General features: G+C 44.3%; 19 protein-coding genes and 1 other RNA gene. 12 read left to right on the forward strand and 8 right to left on the reverse strand.

Going from position 1 to position 21107, the window contains the following annotated elements:
* The first annotated feature begins 59 nt into the window (after nucleotides 1-59).
* The 6 genes from secG (at nucleotide 60) to ssrA (ending at nucleotide 6280) form a co-directional block, all read left to right on the forward strand.
* Nucleotides 60-290 carry a preprotein translocase subunit SecG gene (secG, locus tag DEALDRAFT_RS05830; protein ID WP_008515749.1) on the forward strand — a complete coding sequence of 77 codons (231 nt, stop codon included), beginning with the start codon at nucleotides 60-62 and terminating at the stop codon, nucleotides 288-290.
* A gap of 57 nt (nucleotides 291-347) precedes the next feature.
* The gene (locus DEALDRAFT_RS05835; protein ID WP_008515750.1) at nucleotides 348-2369 is read left to right on the forward strand and encodes a sodium-translocating pyrophosphatase; all 2022 of its coding nucleotides are present in this window, start codon (nucleotides 348-350) and stop codon (nucleotides 2367-2369) included.
* Between the two features lie 271 nt (nucleotides 2370-2640).
* On the forward strand, nucleotides 2641-3192 hold the full coding sequence (locus tag DEALDRAFT_RS05840; protein ID WP_008515751.1) for an HDIG domain-containing metalloprotein: 552 nt from the start codon (nucleotides 2641-2643) through the stop codon (nucleotides 3190-3192).
* A 17-nt stretch (nucleotides 3193-3209) separates the two neighbouring features.
* A complete protein-coding gene (gene rnr, locus DEALDRAFT_RS05845; RefSeq protein WP_008515752.1) occupies nucleotides 3210-5339 on the forward strand; it encodes a ribonuclease R in 2130 nt (709 codons plus the stop codon).
* 125 nt (nucleotides 5340-5464) lie between these two features.
* Nucleotides 5465-5920, forward strand: a complete 456-nt coding sequence (smpB, locus tag DEALDRAFT_RS05850) for an SsrA-binding protein SmpB (RefSeq protein ID WP_008515753.1) — start codon at nucleotides 5465-5467, stop codon at nucleotides 5918-5920.
* A gap of 4 nt (nucleotides 5921-5924) precedes the next feature.
* Nucleotides 5925-6280, forward strand: a transfer-messenger RNA (tmRNA) gene (gene ssrA / locus DEALDRAFT_RS16430).
* A 415-nt stretch (nucleotides 6281-6695) separates the two neighbouring features.
* Here ssrA and DEALDRAFT_RS05855 read toward each other — a convergent pair.
* From DEALDRAFT_RS05855 to mntA, 4 genes are all read right to left on the reverse strand, one after another.
* Nucleotides 6696-7088 (reverse strand): type II toxin-antitoxin system death-on-curing family toxin, encoded by a 393-nt coding sequence (locus DEALDRAFT_RS05855; protein ID WP_008515754.1) that lies wholly within the window; start codon nucleotides 7086-7088, stop codon nucleotides 6696-6698.
* Complete coding sequence (locus DEALDRAFT_RS05860) at nucleotides 7085-7309, reverse strand: AbrB/MazE/SpoVT family DNA-binding domain-containing protein (protein ID WP_008515755.1); 225 nt, start codon at nucleotides 7307-7309, stop codon at nucleotides 7085-7087. Before DEALDRAFT_RS05860 ends, DEALDRAFT_RS05855 begins: the two co-directional genes overlap by 4 nt.
* Before the next feature lie 575 nt (nucleotides 7310-7884).
* A complete protein-coding gene (hepT, locus tag DEALDRAFT_RS17545) occupies nucleotides 7885-8154 on the reverse strand; it encodes a type VII toxin-antitoxin system HepT family RNase toxin (protein WP_008515757.1) in 270 nt (89 codons plus the stop codon).
* A gap of 139 nt (nucleotides 8155-8293) precedes the next feature.
* A complete protein-coding gene (gene mntA / locus DEALDRAFT_RS05870) occupies nucleotides 8294-8752 on the reverse strand; it encodes a type VII toxin-antitoxin system MntA family adenylyltransferase antitoxin (protein WP_008515760.1) in 459 nt (152 codons plus the stop codon).
* Nucleotides 8753-8919: 167 nt separating this feature from the next.
* Between mntA and DEALDRAFT_RS05875 the strand changes: the two genes are divergently transcribed.
* The 3 genes from DEALDRAFT_RS05875 to DEALDRAFT_RS05885 all read left to right on the forward strand — a co-directional run bounded on the left by DEALDRAFT_RS05875 (nucleotide 8920) and on the right by DEALDRAFT_RS05885 (nucleotide 10615).
* A complete protein-coding gene (locus tag DEALDRAFT_RS05875; RefSeq protein WP_008515761.1) occupies nucleotides 8920-9120 on the forward strand; it encodes a type II toxin-antitoxin system VapB family antitoxin in 201 nt (66 codons plus the stop codon).
* Between the two features lie 3 nt (nucleotides 9121-9123).
* Nucleotides 9124-9525, forward strand: a complete 402-nt coding sequence (gene vapC / locus DEALDRAFT_RS05880) for a type II toxin-antitoxin system VapC family toxin (protein ID WP_008515762.1) — start codon at nucleotides 9124-9126, stop codon at nucleotides 9523-9525.
* A gap of 454 nt (nucleotides 9526-9979) precedes the next feature.
* Nucleotides 9980-10615 (forward strand): class I SAM-dependent DNA methyltransferase, encoded by a 636-nt coding sequence (locus DEALDRAFT_RS05885; RefSeq protein WP_008515772.1) that lies wholly within the window; start codon nucleotides 9980-9982, stop codon nucleotides 10613-10615.
* Nucleotides 10616-11098: 483 nt separating this feature from the next.
* On the opposite strand, the gene DEALDRAFT_RS05890 is transcribed toward DEALDRAFT_RS05885, so the two are convergent.
* On the reverse strand, nucleotides 11099-11590 hold the full coding sequence (locus DEALDRAFT_RS05890; protein WP_050780776.1) for a hypothetical protein: 492 nt from the start codon (nucleotides 11588-11590) through the stop codon (nucleotides 11099-11101).
* A gap of 604 nt (nucleotides 11591-12194) precedes the next feature.
* Between DEALDRAFT_RS05890 and cysD the strand changes: the two genes are divergently transcribed.
* The 3 genes from cysD (at nucleotide 12195) to DEALDRAFT_RS05905 (ending at nucleotide 16290) form a co-directional block, all read left to right on the forward strand.
* Nucleotides 12195-13109 carry a sulfate adenylyltransferase subunit CysD gene (cysD, locus tag DEALDRAFT_RS05895; RefSeq protein ID WP_008515775.1) on the forward strand — a complete coding sequence of 305 codons (915 nt, stop codon included), beginning with the start codon at nucleotides 12195-12197 and terminating at the stop codon, nucleotides 13107-13109.
* A complete protein-coding gene (gene cysC, locus DEALDRAFT_RS05900) occupies nucleotides 13110-14936 on the forward strand; it encodes an adenylyl-sulfate kinase (RefSeq protein WP_008515776.1) in 1827 nt (608 codons plus the stop codon).
* Between the two features lie 394 nt (nucleotides 14937-15330).
* Nucleotides 15331-16290, forward strand: coding sequence for a ketopantoate reductase family protein (locus tag DEALDRAFT_RS05905; protein WP_008515778.1), 960 nt, complete (start codon nucleotides 15331-15333; stop codon nucleotides 16288-16290).
* Between the two features lie 289 nt (nucleotides 16291-16579).
* On the opposite strand, the gene katG is transcribed toward DEALDRAFT_RS05905, so the two are convergent.
* The 3 genes from katG to DEALDRAFT_RS05920 all read right to left on the reverse strand — a co-directional run bounded on the left by katG (nucleotide 16580) and on the right by DEALDRAFT_RS05920 (nucleotide 20711).
* On the reverse strand, nucleotides 16580-18772 hold the full coding sequence (gene katG, locus DEALDRAFT_RS05910) for a catalase/peroxidase HPI (RefSeq protein WP_008515782.1): 2193 nt from the start codon (nucleotides 18770-18772) through the stop codon (nucleotides 16580-16582).
* 18 nt (nucleotides 18773-18790) lie between these two features.
* Nucleotides 18791-19219 (reverse strand): Fur family transcriptional regulator, encoded by a 429-nt coding sequence (locus DEALDRAFT_RS05915; RefSeq protein WP_008515783.1) that lies wholly within the window; start codon nucleotides 19217-19219, stop codon nucleotides 18791-18793.
* 430 nt (nucleotides 19220-19649) lie between these two features.
* Complete coding sequence (locus DEALDRAFT_RS05920) at nucleotides 19650-20711, reverse strand: serine hydrolase domain-containing protein (protein ID WP_008515785.1); 1062 nt, start codon at nucleotides 20709-20711, stop codon at nucleotides 19650-19652.
* Nucleotides 20712-21107 lie beyond the last annotated feature (396 nt).

Consider the following 21107-nt stretch of genomic DNA (forward strand, 5'->3'; position numbering starts at 1 on the left):
TTTCCTTAATATTTTGACAATTTGTTTTGTAAAGCTCCATTAAAAGGAGGTGTCGTCGCATGGAAGTAGTATTGAATCTGGTTTATTTAGTAGCCGCCATCGGTATGATTGCATCTGTACTTATGCAATCCGGCAAGTCTGCAGGAATGTCAGGTGCTTTTGGTGGTGGAGGAGCACAGTCCGCATTTGGCAAGAAAAAGGGCGTTGATGATTTTCTGTCCAAACTAACCATTGTTTTTGCGGTCCTGTTTATGGTACTGGCCATCGTGCTGACATCATTGAGTGCTTAGCCCGGCTGCCGGGATAAGAGACACATATATTTTTAAACAGAAGGAGGAGTAAAAAGAATGGACAATCTGTTGTACTTAGCCCCTGTCGCTGGGATAGTGGGCCTGCTGTTCGCCTTTTACCTGACATCCAGAGTAAACAGTGCGGACCCCGGTAATGACCGGATGAAGGAAATCTCCGAAGCTATCCATGAAGGTGCCATGGCTTTCCTAAGCCGCGAATACCGCGCACTCTTCATCTTCGTCATTATCCTTTTCTTCGTTATCACATTTGCTATTGACCTTAGCACAGCCATCGCTTATGTGGTTGGTTCCGTAGCTTCAGGTCTGGCCGGCTTTATCGGCATGAGTATTGCCACCAGAGCCAACGTGCGCACAACTAATGCGGCGCAGACAGGTACCAACGAAGCACTGACCGTGGCTTTCTCCGGTGGTGCGGTTATGGGTCTTTCCGTAGTAGGCTTGGGTCTGCTGGGGTTAGGCGTTCTGTACATCATCTTTGGAGACGCTCAGGTTCTTACCGGTTACGCTCTGGGCGCCAGCTCCATTGCGCTGTTCGCCCGTGTTGGCGGCGGTATCTACACCAAAGCTGCCGACGTAGGTGCCGACCTGGTTGGTAAGGTTGAAGCGGGTATCCCGGAAGATGATCCCCGTAACCCCGCCGTTATCGCCGACAACGTAGGCGACAACGTAGGTGACGTGGCCGGTATGGGTGCCGACCTGTTCGAATCTTATGTGGGTTCCATCATTGCTGCCATGACCATCGGTATCGTGGCCTTTGGTATTGACGGTGTACTGTTACCCATGTTGGTAGCATCCACCGGTATTGTTGCCGCTATCATCGGTACGTTTTTTGTTAAGGCCAAGGAAGGCGCCAACCTTTCCGCAGCTCTGGAGCGCGGCACCTGGGTCGCAGGCGGCCTGGTTGTTATTGCAGCTTACTTCCTGACAGCCAGCTTGAGAGATTCCTTTGCCGGTCTTGAAGGTGTAATGTTTAACGGCATGGGGCCGTTTGCCGCTGTTATTTCCGGTCTGATTGCCGGCCTTTTGATCGCCCGTATTACCGAATACTATACTTCCGATCATTACGGACCAGTTAAAGGGATTGCCGAAGCTTCCAATACCGGCCCGGCCACCAACATCATCTCCGGCCTGGCTGTGGGTATGCGTTCTACCTTGCTGCCCATTCTGGTTATCGCCATAGCAATTCTCATTGCTTACACCACTTCCGGTCTGTACGGCATTGCCATCTCCGCTGTAGGTATGTTGGCCACCGCCGGTATGACCATTGCCGTTGACGCTTACGGTCCCATCGCCGATAACGCCGGTGGTATCGCGGAAATGGCTGAGTTGGACAAGTCCGTCCGTAAAATTACCGACGAACTGGATGCCATGGGTAACACCACTGCCGCCATCGGTAAAGGTTTTGCTATCGGCTCCGCCGCACTTACCGCGCTGGCCCTGTTCTCTGCCTACACTCAGGAAGCAGGTATTCCCAGCATCGACATCACCGACGCAACTGTTATCGCCGGTCTCTTGATCGGTGCTATGCTGCCCTTCTTCTTTGCCGCTTTGACCATGGAAGCGGTGGGTCGTGCAGCATTCGATATGATTGAAGAAGTACGCAGGCAGTTTAAAGAAATCCCCGGCCTGATGGAAGGTAAAGCCAAGCCTGACCATGCCCGCTGTGTAGACATTTCCACAGCAGCAGCACTGCGTCAGATGGTTCTCCCTGGTCTCCTGGCCGTAGTTGTCCCGCTGTTAACCGGCTTTATCCTCGGACCCGAAGCATTAGGCGGCCTGTTGGCCGGCGCTTTGGCAGCCGGTGTATTGATGGCTATTTTCATGGCCAACGCCGGCGGTGCATGGGATAACGCCAAAAAGTACATCGAAACCGGTGCACACGGCGGTAAAGGCTCCGAGCCTCATAAGGCTGCTGTTGTAGGTGACACCGTAGGTGACCCCTTCAAAGACACCTCCGGTCCTTCCCTCAACATCCTCATCAAGCTGATGAGCATCGTGGCTCTGGTTTTCGCCCCGGTATTCACACAGATCGTACCCCTTATCGAACGTCTCTTCTAAAACAAAACAATAACGCAACGTCAAAGAGCGGCCTTCACGGCCGCTCTTTTTTTCCTGCAAATCAGGGACGGACCTTTTTTCGCACAAAGTGTGCAAATTTGTGCAGACAACCTCATTTTCCTACACAAATCTTAAAAATCTCTAACGATTTGACAATCATTATCATCTGGCAGGTAAATTGCACCATTGCCAAGAATAAGTAAAATAATGATGCTAAACTCATGCAAATGACTAAATTTGACCATACTACTTTAGCAGAGGTGATTTTACAGTGGAGAGAACAGAAGCACTTACCCTGGTTAAAAAACATGTAAAAAACAAAAACTTAATTAAGCACATGATTGCAACGGAAGCGGTAATGGGTGCACTGGCACGACATTTCGGTAAAGATGAAACAACCTGGCGTTTAGCAGGGCTGATTCACGATCTGGACTATGATAAAACCTGCGACAGCCCTGAGCAGCATGGTCTGCTCACAGTACAGATGTTGCAGGAAATGGATTTTCCCCAGGAGATAATCCAGGCTGTTCGTGCCCATAATGAGGCATTAGGTTTTCCCCGGGAAAGCGAAATGGACAAGGCTTTGTACGCCGCCGATCCGGTCACCGGCCTGATTGTGGCCGCAGCCCTCATCCACCCGGATAAAAAATTGGCGTCCATTGATGCACAGTTTGTTTTAAACCGCTTTGGTGAGAAGCAGTTTGCCCGGGGCGCAAACCGTGAGCAAATTCAGGCCTGCAGTGAACTGGGAATGGACCTGGAGCAGTTTATCACGCTATCCCTGGAAGCTATGCAGCAAAATGCTAAGGAATTAGGACTTTAAAAGAAAAGAGGCCCGCTATGAGTTTTGAAGAAAAAGTATTAAACTATATGCGCGAAGGAGCATATAAACCGTTAAAAATCGAAGAGTTGACACAACAGTTAGGTGTGGAGGACAAGCGGGACATTAAGCGTTTCCATAAGCTCCTGGAAGAGATGGAGCAGGAAGGAAAGATTATCAAAACCCGCTATGCCCGCTATGGTGTTCCGGAAAAAATGAATCTGATGGTAGGCACCCTGCAGGGGAATCAGGCCGGTTTTGGCTTCATTATTCCCAACAACCGGGATTTTTCCGATGTCTTTGTCCCTGCCAACCAGATGAACGGTGCCATGCATGGTGACCATGTGGTAGCCCGTTTAATTAAAGGCGGCAGCGGCAGAAACACAGAGGGAGAAATTATCCGTATTCTCAAGCGGCGTTCCAATCTGATAGTAGGCCGCTATGAATCCGGCCGGCAGTATGGATTTGTTATTCCTGACGATCAGCGGATTTCCCAGGATATCTTTATCCCCAAAAGTGAAGCTAAACAGTTAAAAAACGGCATGAAGGTGCAGGTGGAGATAACTCGCTGGCCGGAAAAACGCCGTAATCCCGAAGGAATTGTGGTAGATGTCCTTGGCTACCCCGGCGATAAAGGGGTGGACACACTATCCATTATTAAAAAATACGAACTGCCTGAAGACTTTCCTTCCCAGGTAATGAAAGAAATTAAAGCCTTTAGACGTGATTTAGCCCCCGAAGACCTGGAAGGTCGTATGGATTTGCGCGATTTGCCCATGGTGACCATTGACGGCGCCGACGCCAAAGACCTGGACGATGCCGTTTCTCTCCACCAAAAAGACAACGGCAACTGGGAACTGGGTGTGCACATCGCCGATGTGGGCCATTATGTCAAAGAAGGAACCGCGCTGGATAAGGAAGCTTTCCACCGCGGCACCAGCATCTATCTGGTGGACCGGGTAATTCCCATGCTCCCGCCGGAACTGTCCAATGACCTCTGCAGCCTAAACCCCCAGGTAGACCGTCTGGCCATGAGTGTCTTCATGGAGTTAAACCATCAGGGAAAAGTGGTCTCCCATGATTTTGGTCCCAGCGTCATCCGTACCCAGGAGCGCATGACCTATGATGACGTACGCGATATCCTGGTAGATAAAGACGAAAACTTACGCAAGCGCTACCAGCCGCTGGTGCCTATGTTTGAAAAGATGGAAGAAATGGCCATGATCCTGCGTAAAAACCGTTTTGACCGCGGCGCTTTGGATTTTGCCGTGCCGGAGGTAAAGGTCAAACTGGATGAACAGGGTAAACCAATAGACATTGTACCGCGACCCCGCTCAATTGCGGAAATGATCATCGAAGAATTTATGCTGATCTGCAATGAAACGGTGGCAGAACACTTCTCCCGCATGGAAGTGCCTTTTGTCTATCGCGTCCATGAACAGCCCAGCGAAGCCAAGATGCAAAACTTCCGTGAATTTGTCCATAACCTGGGCCTGTCGCTAAAAGGTTCCCCGGATAAAATCCATTCCCGTGCTCTGCAAGCGCTGCTGGACGAGGTGGAAGGTAAACCGGAAGAACGGGTAGTTAACACACTACTGCTCCGTACCATGCAGCAGGCCCGCTACTCCGCACATCGCTCACCCCACTACGGTCTGGCTGCCGAATACTACTCTCACTTTACCTCACCCATCCGCCGCTATCCGGATCTGATGATTCACCGCCTGATGCGAGAGTACCTACAGGGCATGCCGCCCCAAAAGCGTCTGGGCAAAATCACCAAAAACAACGAAGCCGGCGCAGACCGGGCTTCCATGAGGGAACGGCTGGCCATGGAAGCGGAGCGGGAAAGCGTTGATATGAAGAAAGTAGAATTCATGGAAGGTAAAGAAGGTCAGGAATTCGACGCCGTTATTTCCGGAGTCACCTCCTTTGGACTCTTTGCCGAGCTGGAAAACCTGGTGGAAGGTCTCGTCCATGTCTCCAGTATGGACGACGATTACTACCATTTCCACGAAGACAAGCTGGCCCTGGTAGGCGAGCGCACCGGTAAAACCTACCGCATCGGCAAACCGGTCCGTGTTATCCTCAAACGCGCCAGCAAAGAAGACCGGCAAATTGACTTCGTCCTCACCGAAATAGAAAACGACTAAATCAAGTGCGGTTGACGAAAAATCCGACAAATGTTATAATGTGATAGACGGTGTAAAGAAAGAATGGTCGTAGCCCTATTTGTCTTTGGCAAATAGGGTTATTTATCGGAAGAGGTTGGTTATGGATGGATAAGGTTTTTGCTAAAAACCGCAAAGCGTTTCATGATTATCACATTGACGAGAAATACGAGGCAGGCATGGTCCTGACCGGTACCGAGGTTAAATCCATCCGGGCCGGCAAGGTAAACCTGAAAGACAGCTACGCCCGTATTGAAAACAATGAGATCTTCATCCATAATTTGCACATCAGCCCCTATGAACAGGGAAACCGCTTTAACCATGAACCTCTTCGCAAGCGAAAGCTTCTTATGCACCGCCGACAAATCAGCCGCCTTATCGGGCTGACCAAGGAAAAAGGTTACACCTTAATCCCACTCCAAATGTACGCAAGCAAAGGCTTCATTAAAATCGAGATTGCCTTGGCCCGAGGGAAAAAGCAGTACGATAAACGTCAGGCCCTGGCAGCCAAAGAAGCCAAGCGTGAAGTTGAGAGAGCCTTCAAGGAAAAACAGCAATACTAAACCTGGGGGCGTTTTGGATTCGACGGGGGTTGGATAGGTGAGAGTTGCGAGTCCGGGCCCATGCACCCGGTCAACAACGTGGAACGGCTATAAATGCCAACGATAATTACGCTCTCGCTGCTTAATTAAAGCAGCGTGTCCGCTGGATCCGAGCCTGTAGGAACCAGTCCGGGCATCAATTAATCAGGCTACCGACCCCACGGTAGGCACTGCCAAAGGGGAAGGGAATAACAACAGTGCTAGTGCAGTAGCATCCTGTCTCAGGGAGGCCGCTGCATGAAATTAAATCTGAGGCTACACTCGTAGACGCTTTCGCTAGTCTGCCTGCGGACAGGGGTTCGACTCCCCTCGCCTCCACCAAAATGGAGACAAAGTCAAGTCTTAGGACTTGGCTTTTTGTATTTTCCAGGTTCAGGTCCGATCTATAAAGAATGACAAATTAAGAAAAAAGAGTAAGGAATGGAGGTTACCCGTAGATGGGTCGATTATTTTAAAAACATATCCGAACCAGATATGATACTGAACGGTACGTCCGGTGGTGTGAGAGGACCTGGCATCACCGATAGCTTTGGATAAGCGCCTGTTTTTCATCATTCCCTTAGGGCTTAGCGTTTCCATGCATATCAATTGCTTTCATGAATCAGCCTGGTTGAGAGCTTATGCAGCAGGAAGTCTTTGCGGATATTAGTTGCTTTTTCATGCTGAATAGCCAGCTTAATTTTGGCTTTGTTCCTAAAAAAGAATCCAGGTCGGCCTGTGGCTTCCTAGATTCTTTTTAAGTATCTTTTGTATTTTGTTTTAACCATTCAGTCAGTTCTTCCTTTGTAAGATTGCCGGATGCCAATTTAATAATAATTTCATAGGCTTCTTTTTCTGATGCGCAGATTTCGTAACCATTTTTCTGCAGGAAGGTGTCCATGGCAACTAACGCAATTCGCTTATTTCCATCAATAAAAGGATGATTGTTGCACAGGTGAAAACCATACGCTGCAGCCATTTTGAATAATGAATCATGTAAATAAGAACCACCAAACATGGCCTTGGGTTGTTCAAGCGCGGAATCGAGCAATCCCTCATCGCGAATTCCAGAACTGCCCCCGTACAGATTAATTAATTGCTCATGAAAAAATATAATTATGTGTTTGGGAATAAAGATAATGGCTTTCATTTTGATAATTCCTTTAAAGCATTCTTATACTTTTTATTGGTTTTATCAAATGAAGTCGCCCATTCTTCAAAGTCAGGATCGTAAGGGGTTATGGTAAATCCATGGTTATTTTCTACCACATAAAGTTCTTCACCTTCTTTAAGGTTATACTTTTCAAGTAACTCCTTAGGAAGAGTAAGCCCATAGCTGTTTCCCACTTTTCTTAATTTTAGTTTTTTCAAAAATATCACCTCATTAATATTATAACATTTGTATTACATGGTATGCAATATGTGGACAATTTTATAAGCAAGCCCGGTCAACAACGTGGAACGACTATGCCAACGATAATTACGCTCTCGCTGCTTAATTAAAGCAGCGTGTCCGCTGGATCCGAGCCTGTAGGAACCAGTCCGGGCATCAACTAATCAGGCTACCGACCCCAAGGTAGGCACTGCCAAAGGGGAAGGGAATAACAACAGTACTAGTGCAGTAGCATCCTGTCTCAGGGAGGCCGCTGCATGAAACCAAATCTGAGGCTACACTCGTAGACGCTTTCGCTAGTCTGCCTGCTGACAGGGGTTCGACTCGCTCGCCTCCACCAAAATGGTGGCAACAGTCAAGTCTTAGGACTTGGCTTTTTTTATTATGTGGGTCAGACCTCGCAATTTCGTAAACATTTGGAGTCCGCGGGCTCTCAGAAAGAGATATGTGGAAAAAGGATTCTCGAGGCGTCAGGGCAGGCATAACTACCTAAATATAAAAGAGCAACCCGGTTAATATGCCAGGATTGCTCATAGGAGAGTTTATATAGTGACTATTGTTCATTCATGCAATGCTGTACAATTGCAGCGATAAACTTATCACAATCGGTTAGGTGATTCTGGATTATTTTATAAATCTCCTCTTCAGCAATTTCATCATATAAATGTACAGCTCTGTTACGGAATTTAACCATGTTAATAAATGTTGGTAGATGTTCTTTATCGATGATGCCATTCTGTTCCAGCAATTCTAATGTTTCACGATATGTTTTTGGCGTTCCCAAATGCTTTCTAGAGACTATATGATGGGAGATGTCTAACATGGCTTAGATAGATACTTGCAACATTCGTATAGAAGCGTCCGGCATTAAGGGGTTTTCAAGAAATTCATCTATATTATTTTCCCTGATTGCTTCGAGCTTACGGACATTATTCTTTATTATCTGGATTTTATCGCGAACTTTATCCCGATTGACCACTGAGGTACACCTCCCGCAGGGCTGAATCGTAATCTGCGTTAAATTGGTCCAAATCTATTTTGAAATCGGCATAACGTTTGCAGACATATTCATGGAAGTCTTCAAGATACAGCTCTTTTTTTACAAGAATCTTTCCTGTTTTCAACACTTCAAACTGAACCGTTAAGGGGGCTTTGTTCAGGACAACTACGTTAATATCTTCTTCCCCGGTGATGTCGGCCAAATCGCTCATTATTTCCAATTGGTTCTTTATATCTACTGGTGTGCCTGGAATATACAAAATAGCAATATCTACATCACTGAGTGGGGTTTGGTATTGAGTACCGTATGAACCAAACAGAAAAGCTGCAGCTATTTCAGCTCGGTTACTAAAATAGTTTTGAATGTCTTTAATGTGAGAATTTATATTGATTTTTTCAGGTATTCTACTTAAACGTACCATCAATAACCACCACCTAAAACTATTGTATTTCAATTTAAAGCTTAAAGTCAACTTTTCCCAATAGCGGAAGGTCGTGTGCCCAATTGGATCCGAGCCGGCTTTTCGTTTTGTATGTATTGAGAAAAAAGGATATGTGTAATATAATGTGTATAAGGAGGTGTATTGATGTGCGTACGAATATTGTAATCGATGACAAACTTTTGGAACAGGCGATGCATGTTTCTGGATTAACTACGAAAAAGGACGTAGTTAACAAAGCTTTGTCTGAGTTTGTGCAGCGTCATACACGTAAGGACTTGAGGGAACTGCAAGGTAAAATTCAATTCACGGATGATTATGATTACAAAATAATGAGAAAGAGGTGCTAACTAATGGTACTAGTTGACACCTCTGTGCTTATTAGTTTTTTAAAAGGACAAGCAGATGAAAAAGTAGAGCTTTTTAAAGATGTTCTTTCCCGAGATATCCCTTTTGGAATATCGTCCTACACCTATCAAGAAGTTTTACAAGGGGCGAGAAATGAGGCAGAGTTTAATACTTTAAAAGAATATCTTGCAACTCAACAAATCTATTATTTAAAGCCAGAAGTCTCTACTTATGAGAAGGCTGCCAGAATTTACTTTGATTTGAGACGTAAGGAAGTGACCACGCGAAGTACTATTGATATACTTATTGCCCTAACCGCTATTGAAAACAAGTTAGCACTGCTTCATAATGATAATGATTTTATGTCAGATTACATTCCGGACCTCATGGTGCTGAATTCGTTATGATTAATTGTGTTTGTTTTTCCTCACTTTACTCTAATAATCTCTGGAGAATGAGGAGTTCCGAGGCCGGGGCCATGCACACCCGAACAACAGGGGTTATCATGTGCGAGCAGGTTAAGGCGCTAGATGTTGTGGCCAGAGGTATTGCTTTTCGTGAAAAAGCACGATATTGTTGAAGAAGTAGTAGATATCATTATTTCTTTTGTAGAGATTGAAAGTGTTTAAGCTACTGACCCCACGGTAGGTACTGCCAAAGGGGAAGGGAATAACAACAGTGCTAGTGCAGTAGCATCCTGTCTCAGGGAGTTTTGATGACGCCTATTTTATTTATAATTTATTACCGCTTAGCACTGAAAGAAGAAAAGGTTTTGTTGTAAAAGTTTGGTTCAGAGTATGAAGAGTATATGAAGAAAACAAGTAGATTTAGACCCTAAGTTTTTTAATGGAGAGTGATACTTTGAATGAAAATAAAAGAGCTAGAACAAAGAATTTTTATAATATAATTGCCCGTTTATACGATCCTTTTAAAAATCTATGGAACAAAGTATTTTCACAAAAAGCAGAACAAAAATTCAGTAATTTTTTATTATCTAACGTTGATAAAAATAAAACAATACTGGAGTTAGGATGTGGAACAGCTGTTAACTTGGAAAAAATTCATGAACTAAACCTGTCTTTTAAAAGTTATGTAGGAGTTGATCTTACACCAAATATGCTAGAGGCAGCTAAAAATAAATTCCCTTCTGATTCTGCTATTGAGTTTCTACAAGAAGATTTATATGATTTTGTAAATAATGAAATTAAAAATAATAGAACTTATGATATTATTCTATGCACCTGGGTCTTATCTCATCTTGAACATCAAGGACAGTTAATTAATGAAATACAAAAACTCCTTAACGATAACGGTAAATTGTTTTTAATATTTACCACCAAACCCAAGTGGTATGTAAGTTTTTGGATGACTCCTTTATTTAAATGGATTTTTTCAGGTAATTATGTCCCTGAAACCGAGATAAAACAATTTAATAATGTTTTAAATTTTCAGCAGTTTTCTGCTAATATGGTCTCAGTGGTAGAAATTGGGGAGTAGGTGCTGCCACCAAGGGACAATTAACAGCCATGTGCCGGCAGCAATTTAAATATGGTATACTCGTTCTTAAGAGGAGTAGAGTTTCTCCTGTTTTCAGCGTCAAAAGGAGGAGGTGTAGTAAATGAAAAAGATAAAGAGCACTTGGCTCAAAAGGATTTCACCCTGAATGCTAATGTACATCCTACTGGCAGTGGGATTTGGGTTATATGCTATAATTCAATATTTTGTATAAGGACAGAACACCTCCGACAGCCAGGTAATCCTGGCTGTCGGAGGTGTTCTATTTTCAGACCCTACCCCCTAAAAATGGCTTGCCCCTTGCTTCTAAGGGATGGGTAGGAATAACAAGGATGATGAATAGTTCTGTTATATTAGATTTCTATTCCACTTATAAGCTGCAGAGATCTGAGCATTAAGGCCTTCCTGCCTCAAGTTGCTAAATCTGAGCATGCCGTTATCCGGACATCGCAAAGATGCTTGAAGTTAGTGGAAGATAAGAGGAGTTTTTTCTTCTACGGTTTTTATTTTATTGTCCGGAAACAGGGAGTCATCTCCCAATTTCCCCGCAATCATTCCAATGGTAGCCCCCGCTATTAGGTGGTCAGTGAAACCTAAGATAGAGGAGAGCGGCTTCTTGCTCTTTGGCAACAACCCCAGGCCTGTAGTCAGGCCATAAAGCGTAAACCAATACAGTGCCCCGACACCTGCTCCTTTTAGCGCTGCAAAATCACGTCCGGAAGCCGACAATGCATAGGCAATCATAACACCTATTGACGTATTTAGAGTTTCATTCGCTACAGGACCGAGAATAGTTCTTTCCTTAGGAGTGAAAAATCTTGCAGCCATATGGGCGTATTTTCTATCAGTAAGACCCATTCGATATTGAGCAGAGTTTAGTGCATCAACTGGTATGGTACCAAATAAGCCGGATATTACACCAAGAAGAAATCGGTCTTTTATTTTGATTTGTAACACCCCCTTTTCTATAGTTTATTATCAGTATCTTTTCTTTAAAAAATAGCTTTCATACTTGTATCATTGTAAATTCCAATGTTAAAAAGAGACAGTTTTTGCGGGCGCTTTTTGAATTGCGCACAGGCGCTCACTGCTAATTCTCCTACCCCAACACAGGGCAGATGCTGCCTGTAGCTTTTCTTAAGAAGAGCTATTTATAATGGGAGAAAACAAGGGTTTCGAGAGAAGCGGTATCGTTGAAAGATAGTCCAGGGAGTGTGCATTGTATCATTTTATAGTGATTTAACCAAGCCTAAAGCGAAAGAAGCTATCTTTGAGGAGGAGTACTCATTAAGTATGATTATACTTGACAAATCTTGTAGCAAAGGCTAAAATATCTACAAGTCCTATAGGAATACTGGATTATGGGCGGCGTAGTTTTTTTACATAGGAGGGTGGGAGCCCTGGTGACTAAAATATTGAAGTATGTTTATATTCCTGCCAATCTGGATTCTGTGGTTTCAGAAGAGATACAGGGTTGGGTTATGTCGTGAGTGCGTTAATAGCAGAGGAAATTTTGTTTGCTATTACATGGCTTGGAATCTAAATTAAGGAGGCAACAATAATGGTTCAATCAGTGCCGTTTGAGTTAACACACTTAGATCAGTTGGAAGCTGAAGCTATCTATATAATAAGAGAAGTTGTAGCAGAATGCGAAAATCCCGTCATGCTTTATTCCATAGGCAAAGATAGCTCGGTTATGCTGCATTTGGCAATGAAGGCTTTTTACCCCGACAAGCCTCCTTTTCCTTTCATGCATATAGACACTACCTGGAAGTTTAAAGAAATGATAGAGTTTCGGGAGAGAAAAGCCAAAGAGTTGGGTATTGAAATGCTTGTATATACCAATGAAGAGGCTGCAAAACAAGGGATTAATCCCTTTGACCATGGGGCGGCCTACACCGATATCATGAAAACCCAGGCTTTGAAGGATGCTCTTGACAAGTATGGGTTTACGGCAGCCTTTGGTGGTGGCAGACGGGATGAAGAAAAATCCCGCGCCAAAGAGAGAATTTTTTCTTTCCGTAATTCTTCCCATGCCTGGGATCCCAAAAATCAGCGTCCGGAAATGTGGAAGCTGTACAACACCAGGATAAATAAAGGTGAAAGCATCAGAGTTTTTCCTCTCTCAAACTGGACGGAAAAAGACATCTGGCAGTATATCAGCAGAGAAAGAATAGATATTGTGCCTTTGTATTTAGCCAAAGAAAGGCCTGTTGTTTATCGGGATGGTAATATCATTATGGTGGATGATGACAGAATAAAGCTTTTGCCTGGAGAAGAAGTGGTCAACAAAAAAGTACGCTTCAGAACGCTGGGTTGCTATCCCCTTACCGGCGGCTACGAATCTGATGCTGATACTCTGGATAAGGTTATTGAAGAAACGTTAGGTGCTATTTCCTCAGAGAGAACCAGCAGAGTTATAGACCACGAAGCTACCGGCAGCATGGAAAGGCGTAAGAGGGAGGGGTACTTTTAGATGAAAAGCTTACTTAAGTTTATCACCTGTGGTTCTGTCGATGATGGCAAATCTACTCTGATAGGGCACATGCTCTATGATGCCAAACTGCTTTTTGCCGACCAGGAAAAAGCCCTGGAGTTGGATAGCAGAATTGGCTGCCGTGATGGAAAAATCGACTACTCCCTTTTATTAGACGGTTTGATGGCGGAAAGAGAACAGGGAATCACTATAGATGTAGCTTATCGCTATTTTACCACCGAGAGTAGATCATTTATTGTGGCTGATTGTCCCGGACATGAGCAGTATACCAGAAATATGGCGGTGGGGGCATCTTTTGCCGACTTGGCAGTAATTCTGGTCGATGCTACCCAAGGTATCCTCGCTCAGACAAAAAGGCATACCAGGATTTGTGCTCTGATGGGGATCAAGCATATTGTTTTGGCAGTCAACAAAATGGACTTAATCAATTTCGACAGAAACAGATTTTTAGAAATTAAAGATGATTTTATCACTCTTGCAGCTAACTTGAATCTGGAAACAATCAAGGTTATCCCCGTTTCTGCAACAGAGGGGGACAATGTGACCAATGCTTCCAATCATACCCCCTGGTACGATGGCTTACCCCTGTTGTCATATTTAGAGGAAGTAGATGTGGCGACCGAAGCCGACAAAGATGGATTTATTATGCCTGTGCAAAGAGTTTCCAGACCAAACCACACCTTTAGAGGCTTTCAGGGGCAAATAGAATCCGGCAAAGTTAGTGTCGGTGATGAGATTGCCACCTTGCCCAGCAAAGAAAAAGCCAAAGTAAAAAGCATTCATATCACAGACAAGGAAAGTGATGTTGCTTTTTTGGGGCAACCTGTAACTATTCAACTGGACAGAGAAGTAGATGTTTCCAGAGGTTGTGTCCTGGTTAAAGACAAAACCCTGGAGCTTGCCGACATGTTTACGGCCAAAATCCTCTGGATGGACGATGAAGAATTGGTGCCCGGCAGGAATTATCTGCTCAAAAACGGGACAAAAACGCTGCCTGCCAATATAATGACCATTAAGTATAAAATTGATATTAATACAGGCGAGCAGATTGCTGCCGAAAGAATATTCAAAAATGAAATCGCGGTTTGTGATATTGCTTTATCGGAAAAAATGGTTTTTGACAAATTTGAAAACAATAATACCCTGGGAGAATTAATTCTGATAGATCGGGTAACCAACATGACCTCCGCATGTGGTGTTATAGAACATTCTCTGAGCAGATCAACCAACGTTGTTTGGCAAAATACCGATGTCACCCGGGAAATTCGTGCAGAGCAAAAAGGTCAAAAACCTTTAACTCTTTGGTTTACCGGATTGTCAGGCTCCGGCAAATCAACTCTTGCTAACGAGTTAGAAAAGAGATTGGTGGCCATGGGCAAGCATACCATGCTCCTTGACGGTGACAATGTGAGACATGGCCTAAATAAAGACTTGGGCTTTACAGAAGAGGGCAGAATTGAAAATATTCGCCGGATTGCCGAAGTGTCCAGGCTGATGAATGATGCCGGACTAATCACCATCACCTCATTTATCTCACCCTACAAAAAAGACAGGGAGAAGGCCAAAGAAATCATTGGTGAGGCCTTCATTGAGATATTTGTCAGCACATCACTTGAAGAATGTGAAAAAAGAGATGTAAAAGGTCTTTACAAAAAGGCCAGGGCGGGGGAAATCCCTGAGTTTACCGGGATCTCAAGCCCTTATGAACAGCCGGATAATCCCGATATCCAAATTGACAGTGAAAAATATTCAATAGAAGAAGCTACAGATTTTCTGATGAAACAATTGCAACAGCATATTGATTAATAAAAGAAGCTCTTCTTATAGATGATTTCGCTCATCTAACAAAGGTCTTCTCCACAAATGATAACACCTGGTCTAATTTGGCCAGGTGTTTTGTCTTATAATTATTGACCAGCCGGTCATTACATGCAACCCGACGATAAGAAGGGTTTGCTCTAGGAGAGTTTGGTTTTCCATAGGGGAAGACGTTCAACAAATTAAGAAAAACGGATGGTAGACATCGTAGAGGGAAAGAGTTTGAAAAAAACCGGTGTTTAGAAATTGTTCTATTATTGTACAGAAGGGTTAAATATACTAGAAATAGAATTGAAACAGTGTTGATTCACAGGCTAACAGGACGAGATGTCAATAGTAAGTTGCCTGGAAACTTTCAGGCTTGAAAAAGGAGGGAGAAGTTATGGAAAGGATGAAGGTTTTATTCTTTGGAGCCGGAGTTTTAGGAAGTTTATATGCTGCGAAATTACATGAGGCAGGTATTGACGTTACAATAGTAGCTCGGGGTTCAAGGCTTGCGGATATCAAAAAGCACGGTATCGTACTTGAAGAGTTTAAGTCCGGGAAGCGGACTTCAACACCAGTAAAAGTTCTTGACCATATGCCAAAAGAAGAGCATTTTGATGTCTGTATAGTATTGATTCAAAAGAATCAACTTGAATCTGCCTTGCCTACTTTAGCTACCAACCTCCATATCCCTACCTTCCTATTTATGAACAATACTGCTCAAGGCCCTAAGGCAATGATAGATGCTCTAGGAGAGGATCGGGTTATTATGGGCCATGTTAATGCAGGGGGAGAGCGTAGTGGCCATGTGGTTCACTATATGGTTGCTGAAAAAATGACACTGGGGGAACTTGATGGTAGAATGAGCCCCCGATTGGCGAAAATAGCCGATACCTTTAAAAAAGCAGGCTTTCCAGTAGCTATAAGCAAAAACATTGACTCCTGGAAGCGCTACCACGTTGCTATAGCGGTAGCAATGGCTGGTGCCATATATATGGCCGGTTCCTGTAACTATCAGTTAGCTAAAAATAAAGTGATGGTAAAGACATGCTGGCACGGTATGAAAGAAGGCTTTAAGGCCCTAAATGATCTGGGTTTTCCTATGGACCCTCCTAAGCTGCGCTGGGCAATACTAATACCTGACTTTATTATAGTCCCTTTGCTTCAGAAGGTCTTAGGTTCAGATCTTTTTGACATCGGCGGTGCCCGGCACTGTAGAAATGCCAGGGAAGAGATGACGGAGCTTAGCGAGGAGCTTTTTGCCCTTATAGAAAAGTCAGCAGTTAGTACCCCTGCGCTAATGGAGCTAAAGCGTTACTTTGATCCTTCTGTCCCTCCAGCTATTAAAGGACCTTGATTTATTATGTTCTATGGTACTCGGCCAAAGGGAACAACAGTGTTAGTGCAGTAGCATCCTGTCTCAGGGAGGCGCTGCATGAAGCACTATTTTGGGGAAACGGAGTGCCGGGGCACTTATAAGGGAGGAGTAATTCATACAAAAGAAGGAAAAAAAATTGATGAGAAGGGGGAAGGGAATAACAGAGCCAAATAGTTTAAGGGGCGGCAATTGCCGCCCCTTAAGGTTTCTATGGTTTGTGAATTTACATTAATTTACCTATTTATAGTGTTAGTGCCAAGGTCACCCTTTACGCAAGGTCGAAACGATCTGCGTTCATGACCTTGTTCCAGGCTGAAACGAAGTCACGTACGAATTTTTCTTGCGAGTCTTCACACGCATAAACTTCCGCAATGGCGCGAAGCTGGGAGTTTGAACCGAAGATGAGATCAGCACGGGTACCGGTCCACTTCAGTTCACCAGTGTCACGATCAAAACCCTCGAATACATCTCCATCTTGCTTAGTGGGTTTCCAGGTGGTGCCCATATCAAGCAGATTCACAAAGAAGTCATTGGTAAGAGACTCCGGCCTCTTCGTGAAGACGCCGTGCTGAGAATCACCGTAATTGGTACCCAGAACGCGCATGCCACCAAGCAGAACAGTCATTTCCGGAGCAGTCAGTGTCAGCAGTTGAGCGCGGTCAACTAAAAGTTCCTCTGCCGAGACAGCAAATTTGGCTTTCTGGTAGTTGCGGAACCCGTCTGCCTTTGGTTCAAGTGCCGAGAATGCCGTTACGTCGGTCTGCTCCTGTGTTGCATCTGTGCGGCCCGGGTAGAAGGGGACGGACACTTCGTGACCTGCGTTTTTTGCAGCCTGCTCTATCCCCGCGCAGCCGCCAAGTACGATCAGGTCGGCAAGGGAAACCTTTTTTGAACCTGTCTGTTCACTGTTGAATTCCTTCTGAATATTTTCCAGGGTCTGCAAAATTGTATGCAGCTGCTTTGGCTGGTTAACTTCCCAGTCTTTCTGTGGCATAAGACGGATGCGTGCCCCGTTTGCGCCGCCGCGTTTATCGGAGCCACGGAAGGTGGACGCCGACGCCCACGCTGTTGAAACCAGTTCTGAAACGGATAGGCCGGAGGATAGGATTTTATTTTTAAGATCGGCAATATCCTGTTCTTCAATCAATTCATGATCCACTGCCGGCACCGGATCCTGCCAGATCAGTTCCTCCTCAGGAACATCAGGGCCAAGATAGCGTGGCCGCGGCCCCATATCGCGGTGGGTCAGCTTGAACCAGGCACGGGCGAAAGCGTCCGCAAATTCCTCGGGATTTTCCAGGTAGCGGCGCGCAATGGTTTCATAGTTTGGGTCAAAGCGAAGGGACAGGTCTGCGGTGGTCATCATGGGCCGGTGTTTCTTAGACGGGTCATGTGCATCAACCACCATGTCCTCTTCATCCACATCTATAGCCAGCCACTGATGAGCGCCGGCCGGACTCTTTGTGAGCTCCCACTCGTATTTGAACAGCACCTTCAGATAGCCCATGTCCCATTTTGTCGGGTTCGGTTTCCAGGCGCCTTCGATACCGTTGCTAATCGTATCGCCACCTTTACCGCTGCCGAAACTACTTTTCCAGCCCAGTCCCTGTTCCTCAAGGCCGGCAGCCTCAGGTTCCGGGCCTACATGGGTTGCGGGACCGGCACCGTGGCTTTTTCCAAAGGTGTGCCCCCCTGCAACGAGAGCCACAGTCTCTTCATCGTTCATAGCCATACGGCTGAAAGTCTCCCGAACATCATGACCAGCGGCAACAGGGTCCGGGTTACCGTTTGGACCTTCCGGATTCACGTAAATCAGACCCATCTGTACGGCTGCCAGTGGGTTCTCAAGCTCTCGGTCACCGGAGTAACGATCGTCGCCAAGCCACTCGTCCTCAGATCCCCAATAAATATCTTCTTCCGGTTCCCAGAGGTCTTCCCGGCCACCGGCAAACCCAAATGGTTGTAACCCCATCGACTCAATGGCGCAGTTGCCGGCAAGTATCATCAGATCTGCCCAGGAAATTTTTCGCCCATATTTCTGCTTAATCGGCCAGAGCAGCCGGCGTGCTTTGTCCAGGTTAATGTTGTCGGGCCAACTGTTGAGGGGCGCCAGGCGTTGGGTGCCCGTTCCTGCACCACCACGGCCGTCACCCATGCGGTAGGTCCCTGCACTATGCCATGCCATCCGAATCATAAATGGCCCATAGTGCCCCCAATCGGCGGGCCACCAATCCTGTGAATCGGTCATCAATGCAAACAGGTCCTTTTTTACTTCTGCCAAGTCAAGCGTTTTAAATTCTTCCGCGTAGTTGAAATCGCGATCCATGGGGTTGCTTAAATCTGAGTGCTGATGAAGAATATTGAGGTTCAACTGGTTTGGCCACCAGTCCCGGTTGGACGTGCCACCACCAGAAACAGCTTTGCCTTTTTTGCCTGTTACCGGGCATTTCGATTCTCCCATGATTAATTGAAAACCTCCTTATGAATCATTTTTATTAAAAAGGCATTTTTGACAAATACCTTTAAAATACAGATTTCTGTCCCTAATCTTAAACCCTGACAATTCTTCTGACGTAAAGGATGTAAAGTCTACATCGAAATTAAATATTTTTCCACATACTTCACATTTGAAGTGCCCGTGATCTTCGGTAATAATGTCATAGCGGGTTTCATTGTCCTCTATATTTATGATTCTGACCAAACCCAAATCAATCAGAGTGTGAAGGGTATTATAGATTGTGGTTTTCGAAAGAGTGGGAATGTCCTTATGAAGATTGTTATAAATCTGGTCAACTGTGGGATGGTTCAGGTTGTTGCACAGATATTCCAGGACTTTCAGCCTGCGATGCGAAAGCCGAATATTATGCTTTTTTAGCTGGCTGATAATGAAGTCATACCTTGGGTTCATTGAATCACTGCCCGTCTAAAGAAATGAGAATTCATTTATGACTATATTGTAATGGTTACAATTTTTATTGTATCTCCCCGGTTGAGGGGTGACAATGAATGAATTATTAATACTTCTTCAATTCACTAAAATTGCTATTGTATGGTGTTTCTGTTCTGTATCTAAAGCCAGATGTAAAGGGAAACGTCTTGTGGTATTGGTACAGGGGTTATTATGTGCGAGCAGGTTAAGGCACCAGATCTTGCCGCGATAACGACTTCTAAAATATCTTCATTACCAAAAAAAAGAATCCAGGCGGCTTGAGGCTACCTAAATTCATTTTTAAATTTCTTTATGTTTTTGTTTTAACCATTCAGTCAGTTCTTCCCCTGCAAAATCGCCGGATACCAATTTAATAACTTCATAGGCTCCGTTTCTGTGCTCCACAGTTTTAAAACAATTTGTTTATGACATTGAACATCATATATCTGAGGCCTTTGCTTTGGTAGGACACATCATTAAAGCATCCTATCAAGTAAGCATCCTTCTCGGGATGGTAAAACATAAAAGCTCCTGTTACGCCATATACTCCCCAGGAATTCAGTTTCTTTGGCATCATTAAAGGTACTGTAGTAATCTGCCAAATCCCATAGCCATATTCTATCCCCATTTGAAACTTCGCACTGTCATTTTTCATTATTTCAAGGGTATCTTTTAATACCACCTGATATGAGGTCAAAGCTTTCATAAATTTCAGCAAATCCTCTGTTGGGGCTACTACCCCGCCACCGGCATAATCAAGGCCGGCGTAACCTATATGGTCATTCATTCTGATTCCATTGAACGTAAAGTCTGCAATTGGGTAAGGACTTTTTTCCATGGGCTCAGAATAATGAAGCATATATGAGTGTTTCATGCCCAAAGGCTTAAAGATATATTTACTTAAAGCAGCATGAAAGGGCTCTCCAGTAATATTTTCAACGATTAAGCCTAACAAATGATAGTTAGTGTCTGTATATTTATAGCCTTTTCCAGGAGGAAAGTGAGGTTTTAAATTATTTTTCCCCCATATTACAGCTTCCCTTGGGCTTATAGTAAAGTTTGGATCTTCAAGGACTTTTTCTAGTAAAGCCCAAAAGTAATCCGCTAATCCGGAGGTTTGGTTTAGAAGATGCCTGACTTTAATTTCTTTGGTATAATCCGTACCCTTATAAACATGAAGGTTATGCGATAGTTCTTTATCTAAATACTTAGTAATACTGTCATCAAAATCTATTTTCCCTTCTTCAAACAAAATGCCAACAATAGTTGCTGTAAATAATTTACCTACACTGGCCATATAAATAGGCTGCCTGGGGTTAGCAGGGGTATCCCCGGTTCTGCCCTCCGCAATATTTAAGTCAATACCCTCTTTTTCACTGTGAACTAGTAAGTAAGCGTTATTTACCTTTTTATCTTTTTGTACTTGCTTCCGAAATAAGCTTTCAATTTTTTTTGCCTTTTCGTTTTTCATTTTTCAACACTTCCTTTTATAAATTGTAATTAATTCTCATCCGGTTTCTTCGCTGACCTTAAATCATTCTTCCACCTCAAGTAACAGTACTTCTGTGCCTTTGTTGTCCAGCCAATCAGGCCACCATCACCGAGACTCCGGTTAAAAAAAACGCATCTTTTAGGGGACATCCTACCCTATATAACATATGTTATCTAACGTTAGTTATATAATATATAAAAAATAATTGCCTGTCAAGTCATTAGGCAAAAAAATATAACGCGTGTTATTTAAGCAACGGTTTGCATTCTGTGTCCCACTCACCGAAACATAGTCTGTACAATTTCATTATGAATATGGATAATAATTACAGAATATAGGTGAGGAAAAGGCAGATATTATAGAAAGAAGCTCTTC

Origin of the sequence: Dethiobacter alkaliphilus AHT 1 (assembly GCF_000174415.1) — a bacterium.
In the GTDB taxonomy this organism is placed as follows: domain Bacteria; phylum Bacillota; class Dethiobacteria; order Dethiobacterales; family Dethiobacteraceae; genus Dethiobacter; species Dethiobacter alkaliphilus.

What these genes read in the sequence shown, in the direction of transcription:
- secG (WP_008515749.1), top strand. Translation starts at nt 60, where the DNA reads ATGGAAGTAGTATTGAATCTGGTTTATTTAGTAGCCGCCATCGGTATG.
- DEALDRAFT_RS05835 (WP_008515750.1), top strand. Translation starts at nt 348, where the DNA reads ATGGACAATCTGTTGTACTTAGCCCCTGTCGCTGGGATAGTGGGCCTG.
- rnr (WP_008515752.1), top strand. Translation starts at nt 3,210, where the DNA reads ATGAGTTTTGAAGAAAAAGTATTAAACTATATGCGCGAAGGAGCATAT.
- smpB (WP_008515753.1), top strand. Translation starts at nt 5,465, where the DNA reads ATGGATAAGGTTTTTGCTAAAAACCGCAAAGCGTTTCATGATTATCAC.
- DEALDRAFT_RS05855 (WP_008515754.1), bottom strand. Translation starts at nt 7,088, where the DNA reads ATGAAAGCCATTATCTTTATTCCCAAACACATAATTATATTTTTTCAT.
- hepT (WP_008515757.1), bottom strand. Translation starts at nt 8,154, where the DNA reads ATGTTAGACATCTCCCATCATATAGTCTCTAGAAAGCATTTGGGAACG.
- mntA (WP_008515760.1), bottom strand. Translation starts at nt 8,752, where the DNA reads ATGGTACGTTTAAGTAGAATACCTGAAAAAATCAATATAAATTCTCAC.
- vapC (WP_008515762.1), top strand. Translation starts at nt 9,124, where the DNA reads ATGGTACTAGTTGACACCTCTGTGCTTATTAGTTTTTTAAAAGGACAA.
- cysD (WP_008515775.1), top strand. Translation starts at nt 12,195, where the DNA reads ATGGTTCAATCAGTGCCGTTTGAGTTAACACACTTAGATCAGTTGGAA.
- cysC (WP_008515776.1), top strand. Translation starts at nt 13,110, where the DNA reads ATGAAAAGCTTACTTAAGTTTATCACCTGTGGTTCTGTCGATGATGGC.
- DEALDRAFT_RS05905 (WP_008515778.1), top strand. Translation starts at nt 15,331, where the DNA reads ATGGAAAGGATGAAGGTTTTATTCTTTGGAGCCGGAGTTTTAGGAAGT.
- katG (WP_008515782.1), bottom strand. Translation starts at nt 18,772, where the DNA reads ATGGGAGAATCGAAATGCCCGGTAACAGGCAAAAAAGGCAAAGCTGTT.
- DEALDRAFT_RS05915 (WP_008515783.1), bottom strand. Translation starts at nt 19,219, where the DNA reads ATGAACCCAAGGTATGACTTCATTATCAGCCAGCTAAAAAAGCATAAT.
- DEALDRAFT_RS05920 (WP_008515785.1), bottom strand. Translation starts at nt 20,711, where the DNA reads ATGAAAAACGAAAAGGCAAAAAAAATTGAAAGCTTATTTCGGAAGCAA.